Raw genomic sequence first — 12,918 nt, forward strand, 5'->3', positions numbered from 1 at the left:
TCGTTTCTACCACCAGTTGCTTGAATTCTGGTGTATATCGTTTATTTGGTACTCCTTTTGGCATAAAAATCACCCCACTTGTTATTCAGTATATCATACTGTCTAACAAATGGGGTGCAGTTCATTACAAAGATTCCAGCTATCTTTTCTGTTCCTATGAAAACTTATTCCAGTTCAAAGGCACCCGTATAAAGCTGATAATATTTGCCTTTTTCCGCAATCAAATCTTCGTGTGTACCACGTTCGATGATGCGTCCATGTTCCAGAACCATGATAACATTGGAGTTCTGAACTGTAGACAGACGGTGGGCAATGACAAATACAGTTCTGCCTTTCATGAGGGCATCCATACCTCTCTGTACAATGGCTTCTGTACGGGTATCGATGGAGGATGTTGCTTCGTCCAGAATCATAACGGGAGGATCTGCCACCGCCGCACGGGCAATGGAGATGAGCTGCCGCTGACCCTGAGACAAACCGGAACCGTCACCGGAAAGGATGGTGTTATATCCGTTGGGCAGCATCCGAATGAAGCTGTCGGCATTGGCAAGCTTTGCCGCTGCAATACATTCTTCATCAGTAGCATCCAGTTTTCCGTAACGAATGTTATCCATTACGGTGCCTGTAAACAGGTTGACATCCTGCAATACAATCCCTAAGGAATGACGCAGGTCTTCTTTTTTGATCTTATTGATGTTGATGCCGTCGTAACGGATTTTACCGTCGGCAATATCATAAAAACGGTTGATCAGGTTGGTGATAGTGGTCTTGCCGGCACCAGTTGCGCCAACGAAAGCCACTTTCTGACCGGGTTTTGCATACAGACTGATGTTGTGAAGGACGATTTTTTCTTCTGTGTAACCAAAGTCCACATCAAAGAATCGTACATCCCCTGTAAGCTGGGTATAAGTGATGGTGCCATCTTCATGAGGATGTTTCCATGCCCACAGACCTGTATGTTCGGGGCATTCCACCAGTTCGCCGTTATCGTCATATTTTGCGTTGACCAGTGTTACATAACCGTCATCGGCTTCTTCTTCTTCATCCAGCAGTTCAAAAATACGTTTCGCACCTGCCAGCGCCATAACAACAGAGTTGACCTGCTGAGAAACCTGGCTGATGGGAGCAGAAAAGCTCTTAGAAAGCTGCAGGAAAGAAGCGATGGCGCCCAGTGTCAGACCGCCGATGCCGTTTACTGCCAGCGCACCGCCGACAATGGCAATGAGCACATACTGCAAGTTCCCCAAGTTCATCATGATGGGCATGAGGATATTGGCATACTGGTTGGCTTTGGTAGCGTTTTCGCACAAAGCCGCATTCTTTTCACGGAAAATTTCTTTTGCTTTTTCTTCATGACAGAAAACTTTGACAACTTTCTGCCCGTTGATCATTTCTTCGATATAACCATTCACATCGCCCAGTGTTTCCTGCTGTTTGATGAAGTACTTCCCACTGTGGCTGGCAATGAATTTGAATACCTTCATGATGAAGAATACCACGATGGCTACCAGAATGGTCAGATATACGCTGGTGTAAAGCATTGCGCAGACAACTGCCACAATGGTAACGATGGAAGAAAACATCTGAGGTACGCTCATGGAAAGCATCTGACGCAGGGTATCTGTATCATTGGTGTAACGGCTCATGACATCCCCATGGGTATGGGTATCAAAATACCGGATGGGCAGCCGCTGCATGTGGGAGAACATCTGGTCACGGATTTTCTTCAAAATCCCCTGGGAGATGGAAACCATGGTACGGTTGTAAAAGAGTGTTGCCAGAATACCAATGAGGTAAATGGCAGCCATGGTCAGCACCGCCTGGAACAGTCCCGCAAAATCAGGAGAAGCTGTTTTCAGCAGTGGTGTGATATAATCGTCGATAACTACCTGCAGGAACAGGGAACCTGCAACACCTGCCACCGCACTAATCAGAATACAGATCAAAACAACGGTAAAACGCAGTTTATACTCTTTCAGATAGCTGAGCAAACGGTTCATGGTGACTTTGTCCATTTTTGCCCGTCCGATGGGTACGCCACGTCCGGGACCTCTCATATGTCCACTCATTCTTCCAGTCCCCCTTTCTGCTGAGATTCATATACTTCACGATAGATTTCATTATTGGCAAGGAGTTCCTGATGGGTGCCCATGCCGTTGATTTTACCGTCATCCAATACCAAAATCAGGTCTGCGTCTTCTACAGAAGAAATACGCTGTGCAATGATAATCTTTGTGGTATTGGGGATTTCTTCCCGGAATGCCATACGGATGAGGGCATCTGTTTTGGTATCTACGGCACTGGTGGAGTCGTCCAGAATCAGGATTTTCGGTTTTTTCAGCAGCGCTCTGGCAATACACAGACGCTGTTTCTGACCGCCGGAAACGTTGGTACCACCCTGTTCGATATAGGTATCATAACCGTCAGGGAAGGTCTGGATAAATTCATCCGCCTGTGCCAGCTGGCAGACGTGACGCATTTCCTCGTCGGTTGCGTCCTCTTTGCCCCAACGCAGGTTGTCTTTGATGGTGCCGGAGAACAGTACATTTTTCTGCAGTACCATGGCAACTTCTTCTCTGAGGGATTCGATGTCGTATTCTCTGACATCTCTGCCGCCTACTTTGACAGCACCTTCTGTGGCGTCATACAGACGGGGAATCAGCTGTACCAATGTACTCTTGGAACTGCCGGTACCGCCGATAATACCTACTGTCGCACCGGAAGGGATTTTCAGATTTACATTATCCAGACAAAGTTTGTCGGCGTTTTTGCCGTATACGAAATTTACATGGTCAAATTCGATGCTGCCGTCTTTGACTTCATAAACAGGGTTTTCCGGGTTATGCAGGTCGCTTTTTTCATCCAGAATTTCTTCCGCTCTTTCCATAGACGCGTAAGAAATGGTAATCATAACGAATACCATGGAGAACATCATCAAACTCATAAGGATCTGCATGGTGTAAGAGAACATACTGGTCAAGTCCCCTGTGGTCATGCCCACAGCGGGGTTGTTACCGGAAGCCACAATGAGTTTTGCACCCAGCCAAGAAATCAGCAGCATACATCCATATGCGCAGAACTGCATCAAAGGCGCGTTGAACGCCAGAATTTTTTCTGCTTTGGAGAAGTCCTGATAAATTTCTTTGGAAACGGAACAGAATTTTTCTGTTTCATGGTCTTCACGTACAAAAGATTTTACTACGCGGATGCCGTGCAGGTTTTCCTGTACAACGTTGTTCAATTTATCGTATGTGCGGAATATCCGTTCAAAGATACGTTTCGCATTGGAAATGATAATTACCAGACCAACTGCCAAAATGGGGATGGCAATAACGAATATGGGTGCCAGATGGGAATTGATCTGGAAAGCCATAAACAAAGCAAAAATCAACATGATCGGGCAGCGTACCGCTACACGGATGGACATCATGTACGCGTTCTGGATATTGGTAATATCTGTTGTCAGACGCGTTACGATACTTGCGGTAGAGAACTTATCAATGTTGGAGAAAGAATATTCCTGTACCTTGTTGTACATATCTTCACGCAGGTTCTTTGCAAAGCCCGCAGAAGCCACTGCCGCGTATTTCCCGGACAGTGCGCCAAAGGTAAGAGAAACAATACAGAAGATGACCAATGCAAGACCCATTTTCAGGATGTACTGCATGTTACCTGCCTCAATCCCAAAGTCGATGAGGTTTGCCATCAACATGGGAATGATAACTTCCAAAATGACCTCACAGGTCACGAACAGCGGCGCCAGTAAGGAACTGGTTTTATATTCCCTGACGCTGCGAAGCAACTTTCTAACCATTCCAAAACCTCCTTTTTTGTTCGAAAGCATATTGGGTTCTTAACATAAAGTTTCCTTTTCTGTTTCTTCCATATTATGCTCCAGTTTTTTCAAAAGAAGCAGCAGTGTATCCATTTCTTCTTCTGTGAAATTGCGATACAGCTTTTCTTCCAGCATATTCGCATGATGGACGGCTGCTCCATGGATTCTGCGTCCATAATCTGTCAAAACAATCTGTTTCAGACGAGCATCATCATGAACAGAAAGGCGTTCAATCATGCCTTTTTCTTCCATCAAACGCAGCACTTTTGAAACCGTGGAACGACGTACAAAAAAATGATTTTCCAAATCACGCTGATAAACAGGTTCTTCATGCTTAGTCAAATATTCAATGACGATCATGTTGTGCCCCGAAATGGGTTCCTGCAGCTTTTCTGTATTCATCGCATCCAGTTCACGAAAAAACAGATTGATTACTTTTTTCATCAACAATACCGGCTTATCCTGCATCATATTTTTCCTCCTTTTTAATTTGTTAGCCGTCGAACTGTTTTACATGAAACATTATACTGGTTTTCTGATAAATGTCAACGACCTTTCTTGGTTCTAATGAAATTCTCATTTTTCTCAAAAATCATCTTTTCTTAAGGCAACTGCGACAATTATCTGATAAAAAGCAATCTTCACTCAAAAAAACAGCTGGAACCCTTTCTGGTTCAAGGATTCCAGCTGTATCGTTTTCTTATAAAATTTCCTCTTTTTCTTCCTCTGGTTCTGTTTGTTCTTCTTTCGGAATCAAACGCCAAATCCCAAACAGAAAATAAAGTCTGGCACAGAACATCATAACGCCCGCAAGGATGAACATTGGTCTTACATTCAGCGTCATACCGCAGGCTACAATGGAAATAGCGTACAACATCAATAATATTTTCCGCCGGATCCATAGACCTTCTTTTTCCTGCAGCTGCAAAATGCCTGTAGCCAAGCCGTAAAACAGCAGCATTTCCATGGTCCAGAAAATACCACTGAACAGCCAAGTCAGCAAAGCATTGTCTGTTTGGAAAAAGAAAAATACAATCTGCAAAACAGCAGCGCAGATGCCAAGCGCTGCCGTCAACCCGCCTTTCTCTGCCATCATCTTTTTGGCGCAGTATGCCAAAATCAGATAGCCTGCCCAATTGGGCAACAGATTGACGATACCAATATGCACATCAAAGAAAAGAAGCACCATGGCAAAAAGCATCCAATTTCTGATGTTTTTCATTTACATGTCTTCTTTCATGTGCAGAATACGGTAAATCTCCAGTATATTCATATCCGGCGTATATTTCATGCTGTCATACAGATAGGCACATACTTTTTCTCCTGTGGCTGTTTCCATTTCCAGCACAGGCACCACATCAATGACCATATGGGCACGGTTGTCCTTCTCCGTCAGAGATAGTTCTGTTTCCAAAGAAAGGGTATCCCCCTGCTGATAGGACGCTGGAAACGTCATGGGCTGTCCTTCCCCGTCTTTTACCATCAGCAGATCGGAAAAATGATTTTCCATGGGCATACGAATGCCTGTTACCGTCAAATCTTCCGGTACCTCCATGGAATAAGAAGCATCTGTATCCCCTGCACCCATCCGTGACCATGTCAAAGCCTGTTCTTCCTGCGCCGCCAGAAAACGTACCTCTCCGATGTCCACAGGCGTTTCTGTGCCGTCAGACCATTTGACCTGCATCTGAGTCAGCATCACATTGCTCAAATCTCCTACACGCTCTGGAACGTCGAAATCCACCCACATTTCATTCCAGGTATACATGCCATGCCCCTGCCATTGCTCAGTATCTATGACTTCAAAAATCTCATCCTCCCCCAGTTCCGGGCAGGTAATTTCCAATGGCTGGCGTTTTTCGTCTGCATTGGTGATGTAATAAAATCCCACATGGGAAGACTCCTCTGCCGTAAAAGCATAAGCGTGGGTCAAAAAAATCGGTTCCTGTAAATAAGCCAGGCGAAAAACAAAAAAGTTCAGTACAAAAACCAGCACAATGACTCCCAGAATCATTGTCAGCTCTTTTTGTTTCTTCATGTACTTTTTTGCCCCTTTCCTCTTTGTTTCTATCTATTTTTCAGAATATCAGAAATCAGATCAAAAAAATACTGATTTTTCAGGATTTTATGGAATTGTATGTAAAAAAATACAAATGAAATCCATAGGATGGGATTTATATGTACGAATCAGGACCACCGGCTTAGCCGGTGGTTTGCTCTGCCCCTAGAAGGGGTATTACATGCCGACCCCTAAAAGGGGCATCGAAAAATATCATCGCATTTATTTGCACTGCAACCTGTAAACAGGTACTATAATTGAGAATACAGTATGTTAATTTTATATTGCATATCTATCCTTCATTTGATAATTAGTAAATCCATAGTAATTATCATTCAAAAAAAATATACTAAAGTATTTTACCTACCCCCAGTTGAACTAGGGGTTTTGTCATGCCTATTCGGCGTACAAAAAAATCCCGAAGACCCATAGGATCTTCGGGATAAGGTTCCCAGATAAATGATTATCTCTTGGAGAACTGAGGAGCACGTCTTGCTGCTTTGAGACCGTATTTCTTTCTTTCTTTCATACGAGGGTCTCTTGTCAGGAAGCCAGCTTTTTTCAGAGCGGGTCTGAAATCGCCGTCAGCCTGCAGCAGAGCTCTGGAGATGCCGTGTCTGATAGCACCTGCCTGACCTGTGAAGCCACCGCCGTGTACGTTCACCAGAACGTCGAATTTAGCTGTTGTTGCTGTCAGTTCCAGGGGCTGACGAACAATAACTTTCAGTGTTTCCAGACCGAAATATTCATCAATGTCTCTTTTGTTGATTGTGATTTTGCCGTTACCGGGTACCAGGTAAACTCTAGCTACAGAAGATTTTCTTCTGCCTGTGCCGTAATATCTAGCTGCTGCCATGATGCTTTCCTCCTTCGATTAAAATTTCAGTTCCAGTACTTCAGGTTTCTGCGCTGCATGGGGATGTTCTGCGCCAGCATATACATGCAGTTTGCCGAACATTTTTCTGCCCAGAGCGTTTTTAGGAAGCATACCTTTTACAGCATGTTCGATTACTCTTTCAGGGTGTGTTTCCAGCATTTTGTCCAGTCTTACTGTTTTCAGACCACCGATGTAGCCTGTGTGGTGGTGATACAGTTTCTGTGTCAGTTTTTTACCTGTCACAGCTACCTTTTCTGCATTGATTACGATTACATAGTCGCCCATGTCAACGTTGGGTGCATACTGGGGTTTGTTTTTACCTCTTAAGATGTTTGCGATTTCGGAAGCCAGACGGCCCAGTGTCAGGTCTGTTGCGTCAACAACGTACCATTTTTTTGTTACATCTGCTTCTTTCGCAATGTAAGTAGTTCTCATGGTTCTTTTACCTCCCTTATCATATTTTCCTTTGACTCTTTGACTTTACGAACGATACGGGAATACCGCCGTAATCTCCATTATGTGGCTTTCCACATAACTTATTGAGTCCCACCTTGAGAAACATATATTCAAAGCGTGAAACACGCTTCAAAATCAAAATAACAGCTTTATTATTATAATACCTGAAAATGCCGCTGTCAAGGGCTTTCTAAGGCAAATCGTAATAAATTTCCCGTAAAGTCAAGCCCTGCGGCTCTGCGGTCTGTCCTGCCTGTCTGCGGTCTTTGCCTGCGATGATTTCTGCCACCTTTTCTGCCGGAATTTTCCCCTGTCCCACAGCAATGAGGGTACCAGCCAGAATCCGTACCATATTATACAAAAAGCCATCCCCAGTGACCAAAATGCGGATATGCGGGCCTTCCTGCTCCACATGGCAATCAAAAATAGTACGAACTGTTGTGGAAACAGAACTGCCTGCGGCACAGAATGCCGCAAAGTCATGGGTTCCCACAAAAGCCTTTGCCCCTTCGTTCATTTTTTCCAAATCCAGAGGACTATATACAAATGTGCTATAGAGCCGCTCCTTGGGGTTTTTGTAAGGGCTCTGATAAATATGATATTCGTAAGTTTTTTTGATACAGTCATAACGAGGGTGGAAATCCCCCGGCACTTCCCTTGCCGCTGTCACCACAATATCCTCCGGCAAAAAGGGACGGATTGCCAGCGGAATTTTTTCCGGCGGAATGGTGGTTTCTACGTCAATGACCGCCCTTTGTCCCAGTGCATGAACGCCTCGGTCTGTGCGGCTGGCACCAATACATTCCAGTTCCGGATTACGAAAGAGTGTCCGCAGGGCTTTTTCTACTTCGCCTTCCACCGTCAGCACTTCCGGCGATTTTTGTTTCTGCCACCCGCTGTAACGGGTGCCATCATATGCGATTGTCAATAAGATTCTCATGGGTTTTGTTTCCCCTTTCTCTGTTTCCAATACCATGCCAAAAGCCCTACCACCACCGTCATGCCATAACAGCAGACTGCCCGCAGCAAAAGCCCTTTGGCAGGACCCACACCAAAGCGGTTCAAAAAGGCATCCTGCACATAATACAGGAAAATACCATGGTACAAATACAAATAAAAACTCATGCGGTCAATGCCCTGGACAACTTTCCATGCCATCACACGGTCTGCCACCTTTTTCCCAATCCAGAACAAAAATAAAATAGCACAGAACACATAAAGGGTATGGACATCCTCCAGAAAAGATACCCGGAAAAAACCACGGTTATTGGCGTAACTCAAAAGCCCGTCAGCCAGCACAAAAACCACAAAGCCTGTCAGCAGTACACCCTGATTTTTCCGAATCCCTTCCAGAAATCTGTCGTAATATTTCCCGGCGTAACAGCCCAATACCCAATAAGCCAAATAAGACGTAAACACACGGTCATTATAGATAAATTCCGTTCCGGGAGAAAGAATCCCAATCATGGCAGGCAATCCTCCGTGGAACAGGCGCATAAGCATCACAGACGCCAATGCCGCTACCCAAAAATCTACTTTTTCCGTCATTTTCCGCCACAAGGGCATCAGGAGATAAAACTGGAAAATGATGATGATAAAGTAAAACGGTGCAATCATATTCCCCAGAAGCAAAGATTCTCCCAGAAATCCCGCATCAAAGGTATAATACCCTAAATCAATAAGTCCCAAATAGGAAATGATGACGGCAATGACATAAGGTACACCAATTTTCCGTATTCTGCCCCAAAGAAAAGATCCATAGGAAAAAGTCCCTTCCTTTCGGAAATACTTCAGGGCAGACAGGAAGATAAATCCCTGCACCACAAAGGCAGACAGCCGCCAAGGCACATATACTCCAAAAAAGGAGATATTCTCCTTAGGCAGTCCCGTTACCGCCACAGAACAAATATGAATCCACATGACCAACAGGCAAAGCACCACATTGACAAATGAAATTTCCCGATTTCGCATGTTTTCCCCTCCCGAAAACAAAAGGCGTTGACTTCATAAAAAAATAGCCGAAATCCTTAGAACAAAAGGGCTTCCGGCTATCTTCTTTTTACTTAAATGATATAAGGAATGTTTTTTGAATGGAAACCAACTTTTGCCAACACCCTTTTTCTCAAATCATAAATGGCAGATAATTCCCTGCAATGCGCAGTGCCACCACAAACACCAGATACACCGCTGTCATCACAACCGCCCGATAATCCCGGCTTTCCATGTGCATGACGTTCATGCGTGTTCTGTGTTCATCCCCATGGTAACATCTGGCTTCCATAGCCATGGCAAGTTCTTCTGCCCGGCGGAACGCGGAAATGAACAGAGGTACCAGAATGGGAATCATGCTCTTTGCTTTCTGCATCAGGTTCCCTGTGTCAAAGTCTGCACCTCTTGCCTGCTGTGCTTTGATGATCTTGTCTGTTTCATCCAGCAGTGTGGGAATGAAACGCAGTGCAATGGTCATCATCATCGCGATTTCATGGGCAGGCACACCAATGCGTTTCAAAGGACGCAGGATGTACTCAATGCCATCTGTGAGCTGGATGGGTGTTGTGGTCAGCGTCAGCACAGAGGAGCCCACAATGAGCAGTACCAGACGCACACACATTTTCACAGCCATGTAAATGCCTTCCCATGTCAAATGCAGGAAGCCAAACTCCCAAATCACCTGTTCCCCTTGGGTCAAAAAGAGGTTGATGACCGCTGTAAAGAGGATGATGATGACAATGCTTTTCAAGCCTTTCAGCATAAATTTCAAAGGCACTTTGGATACTTTGATCACTGCGCCCAAAATCGCTGTTACGCAGACATACCCGATAAAGGTATTGACTACGAACAGTGAAATGATAAACAAAAATGTTACGACAATTTTTACTCTGGCATCCAGCCGATGAATCGGCGATTCTGCCGGATAATATTGTCCAATGGTTATATCCCGAATCATGATTTCACCTGCTTTACCAGTTTTAATAATACTTCTTTTGCTTCCTTGACGGTATATACGTCTGTGGGCACATCATAACCCCGTTTTTTCAGCTCTGCGAACACATAGCTTACCTGAGGCGCAGCCAGTCCCATCTGTTCCAGTTCTTCCACATGGGAGAAAATTTCCTTGGGTGTGCCCTGCATAGCCGCTTTGCCGCGATGCATTACAATGATGCGATCCACCAGTTTTGCCACGTCCTCCATGCTGTGGCTTACCAGAATAACGGTGATGCCTCGTTTGTCATGAAGGTCTTTGATTGCCTGCAGGATTTCGTCACGGCCTCTGGGGTCCAGACCCGCTGTGGGCTCGTCCAGAATGAGAACTTCAGGATTCATAGCAAGTACGCCCGCGATGGCTACACGGCGTTTCTGACCGCCGGAAAGCTCAAAGGGAGACTTTTCGTAAATCTCCTCGGAAATACCAACGGTTTCCAGTGCGGAAACCACGTTTCGATGGATTTCTTCTTCTGTCAGCTTCAGGTTTGTAGGGCCAAAAGCTACATCTTTATATACTGTCATTTCAAAAAGCTGGTATTCGGGATACTGGAAGGCCAGACCAATACGGCGGCGCACTTCCTTCAGCTTTGTTTTGTCTTTGTGAATGTTTTCCCCGTCCAGCAGAATTTCCCCAGATGTGGGAGAAATGATGCCGTTAAGATGCTGGATCAATGTAGATTTGCCGGAGCCTGTATGACCGATGAGACCAATAAACTCCCCTTTCTGGATTTCCAGTGTCACATCATCCAGCGCAACTTTTTCAAATGCCGTACCGGGATTGTAAACATGGGTCAAGTGGTTGATTTTAATTGACATATCGCACCTACCATTTCTTCAATCGTTAATATATCCGCAGGCAGTTCAACGCCTTCCTTTCGCAGCAAATAAGCCACTTCTGTCACCTGCGGCACGTCCAGACCGTATTTCTGCAAAGTTTCCACCTGTGAGAAAATCTCTTTGGGTGTACCCTGCATTACCAGATCCCCGTCGTCAATGACAAAGACCTTGTCTGCCCGTACGGCTTCATCCATATAATGGGTAATCAGAATCATCGTGATTCCTTCTTCCCGGTTCAGTCGTTCGATGGTTTCCATGACATCTCTGCGTCCCACAGGGTCCAGCATGGCTGTAGGCTCGTCCAGTACGATGCACTTGGGCTTCATAGCCAACACCCCAGCAATGGCAATCCGCTGTTTCTGACCGCCGGAGAGCTTAGAAGGAGTATGGGTAGCATATTCACTCATACGCACCGTCGCCAAAGCTTCATCCACGCGTTTGCGGATTTCCTTTGGCTCCACGCCCATATTCTCAGGACCGAAAGCAATGTCTTCTTCTACCACCGTTGCTACCAGCTGGTTATCGGGATTCTGGAATACCATCCCCGCTGTCTGGCGGATTTCCCAAACCAGTTCGTCATTTTTTGTATCCATATCATCCACCCATAGCGTACCGCCAGTGGGCTGCACCAAGGCGTTAATATGTTTCGCAAAGGTAGATTTGCCAGAGCCGTTATGTCCCAGTACTGCCACAAAATCACCTTTGTTGATTTCGATGTTTACATTTTTCAAGGCCGCAACCTTTTCTTCTTTTGTGCCATGATCCGTTTCCAAAACCCTTACATATTCGTAAGTCAGATCTTTGGTCTTTACCATTTTCATCGCTTCTTTGTTCACCTTTTTCCTCCGTGAAAATCATATTTTTCACACTTAAAGTCTATGGTAAAAAATACTCACAGCTATCAATAAGATACCTTTTTTCCGCCAAAAAGTCAAGAAAAAACGGCGTTTCGCCTTTTCTTTCTATGCTTTACAGAGATGTGACAAACGGACATTTGTCTTAAAAAATTCTTCTGTTTTCTGAGATATTCCTGTAACACAAGTGCAAACAAGCTGTAACGGTAACTTTACCTTCCTGTAACCTACGATTGATTTTTCTGTGGTATGATATCACCATAAAAAGAAAAAATTCGACAAAGGAGGTTTTCCAGTATGAACATGAAAAAATTAATGATTGCAGCAGCCGTAGTATTCTCCCTGTCTTTTGCCACAGGTATGACATATTCTTTCCAGGCATCCAACGCATTGGAAAACGCTCCTGTAGCAGAAACAACCACCACAGAAGAACCCGTGGCACTGGTTTCTGCAAGCACATCCATTCGCTAAATAACATTCATTGTATATCTCCTAACCTAATAAAAAAGTCGGAATCTATGCAGATTTCGGCTTTTTTATGTTGTCAGAAAACCATGCTTTGGCATAAAAAAAGACATACACAAAGCAACTTCCCCTTAAGAAAACATTGTTTTTTCTTTTCCTTGATTTCTTAAGGGGAATTGCAACGGCTATCTTCAGAAGAAAACATAACAAAAAATCTTAATAAAAAATAAGAAAGCTAAAATCCTTTGTTATGATAAGGATTTTAGCTTTCTTTGTTTTCTTATGAAGATGCCCCTAAAGCAACTTTCCCTTAAGAAAACATTGGTTTTCCTTCATTTCTTAAGGGAAAGTGCGACAGCTGTCTTCAGAAGAAAATATACCAAATAAAATCCCAGTAAAAAAAATAAGCTGGAACCCTTTCTCTGAACTGCACCCAAAAAGTTAGACAATATTTTCAAATTAAAATTGTTTAAGAAGCCAGAAGGGCTTGTTGTCTGTAAATTGCAGGTGGCAAGCCCTTTAACTTTGCTTTGATTCGATGGTTATTATA

The 12,918-nt window shown here is 44.4% G+C and carries 14 protein-coding genes; 1 reads left to right on the forward strand and 13 read right to left on the reverse strand.

All coding sequences use genetic code 11. From position 1 onward, the window contains the following. Nucleotides 1-164: 164 nt before the first annotated feature. The 12 genes from INF29_RS12485 to INF29_RS12540 all read right to left on the reverse strand — a co-directional run bounded on the left by INF29_RS12485 (nucleotide 165) and on the right by INF29_RS12540 (nucleotide 11,870). On the reverse strand, nucleotides 165-2,057 hold the full coding sequence (locus INF29_RS12485) for an ABC transporter ATP-binding protein (RefSeq protein WP_243184172.1): 1,893 nt from the start codon (nucleotides 2,055-2,057) through the stop codon (nucleotides 165-167). A gap of 8 nt (nucleotides 2,058-2,065) precedes the next feature. Further along, a complete protein-coding gene (locus INF29_RS12490) occupies nucleotides 2,066-3,814 on the reverse strand; it encodes an ABC transporter ATP-binding protein (protein WP_193486958.1) in 1,749 nt (582 codons plus the stop codon). Between the two features lie 39 nt (nucleotides 3,815-3,853). Beyond that, nucleotides 3,854-4,306 (reverse strand): MarR family winged helix-turn-helix transcriptional regulator, encoded by a 453-nt coding sequence (locus INF29_RS12495; protein ID WP_193486960.1) that lies wholly within the window; start codon nucleotides 4,304-4,306, stop codon nucleotides 3,854-3,856. A gap of 229 nt (nucleotides 4,307-4,535) precedes the next feature. Continuing rightward, a complete protein-coding gene (locus INF29_RS12500; protein ID WP_087989238.1) occupies nucleotides 4,536-5,057 on the reverse strand; it encodes a hypothetical protein in 522 nt (173 codons plus the stop codon). Next, nucleotides 5,058-5,873, reverse strand: coding sequence for a hypothetical protein (locus INF29_RS12505; protein ID WP_193486962.1), 816 nt, complete (start codon nucleotides 5,871-5,873; stop codon nucleotides 5,058-5,060). Between the two features lie 484 nt (nucleotides 5,874-6,357). After that, a complete protein-coding gene (gene rpsI, locus INF29_RS12510; protein ID WP_022253540.1) occupies nucleotides 6,358-6,750 on the reverse strand; it encodes a 30S ribosomal protein S9 in 393 nt (130 codons plus the stop codon). 18 nt (nucleotides 6,751-6,768) lie between these two features. After that, nucleotides 6,769-7,206 carry a 50S ribosomal protein L13 gene (gene rplM / locus INF29_RS12515; protein WP_072851363.1) on the reverse strand — a complete coding sequence of 146 codons (438 nt, stop codon included), beginning with the start codon at nucleotides 7,204-7,206 and terminating at the stop codon, nucleotides 6,769-6,771. Between the two features lie 211 nt (nucleotides 7,207-7,417). Then, the gene (truA, locus tag INF29_RS12520; protein ID WP_193486964.1) at nucleotides 7,418-8,167 is read right to left on the reverse strand and encodes a tRNA pseudouridine(38-40) synthase TruA; all 750 of its coding nucleotides are present in this window, start codon (nucleotides 8,165-8,167) and stop codon (nucleotides 7,418-7,420) included. After that, nucleotides 8,164-9,198, reverse strand: a complete 1,035-nt coding sequence (locus tag INF29_RS12525; protein WP_193486966.1) for an acyltransferase family protein — start codon at nucleotides 9,196-9,198, stop codon at nucleotides 8,164-8,166. Before INF29_RS12525 ends, truA begins: the two co-directional genes overlap by 4 nt. A gap of 151 nt (nucleotides 9,199-9,349) precedes the next feature. After that, nucleotides 9,350-10,174 (reverse strand): energy-coupling factor transporter transmembrane component T family protein, encoded by an 825-nt coding sequence (locus tag INF29_RS12530; RefSeq protein WP_072851367.1) that lies wholly within the window; start codon nucleotides 10,172-10,174, stop codon nucleotides 9,350-9,352. Next, entirely contained in the window at nucleotides 10,171-11,028 is an 858-nt protein-coding gene (locus INF29_RS12535) for an energy-coupling factor transporter ATPase (protein ID WP_193486967.1), read from the reverse strand. Before INF29_RS12535 ends, INF29_RS12530 begins: the two co-directional genes overlap by 4 nt. Beyond that, nucleotides 11,004-11,870, reverse strand: a complete 867-nt coding sequence (locus tag INF29_RS12540; protein WP_193486971.1) for an energy-coupling factor transporter ATPase — start codon at nucleotides 11,868-11,870, stop codon at nucleotides 11,004-11,006. The genes INF29_RS12535 and INF29_RS12540 overlap by 25 nt, the downstream gene beginning before the upstream one ends. Before the next feature lie 330 nt (nucleotides 11,871-12,200). Here INF29_RS12540 and INF29_RS12545 point away from each other — a divergent pair, with 330 nt between their 5' ends. Further along, the gene (locus tag INF29_RS12545; protein WP_191345040.1) at nucleotides 12,201-12,374 is read left to right on the forward strand and encodes a hypothetical protein; all 174 of its coding nucleotides are present in this window, start codon (nucleotides 12,201-12,203) and stop codon (nucleotides 12,372-12,374) included. A 463-nt stretch (nucleotides 12,375-12,837) separates the two neighbouring features. Here INF29_RS12545 and INF29_RS15130 read toward each other — a convergent pair. Then, nucleotides 12,838-12,918: IS3 family transposase (locus INF29_RS15130; RefSeq protein ID WP_330608303.1), on the reverse strand; the 81-nt coding region annotated here is incomplete at its 5' end.

It is taken from the genome of Anaerotignum lactatifermentans (assembly GCF_014982935.1).
GTDB classification, from domain to species: Bacteria; Bacillota; Clostridia; order Lachnospirales; family Anaerotignaceae; genus Anaerotignum; species Anaerotignum lactatifermentans.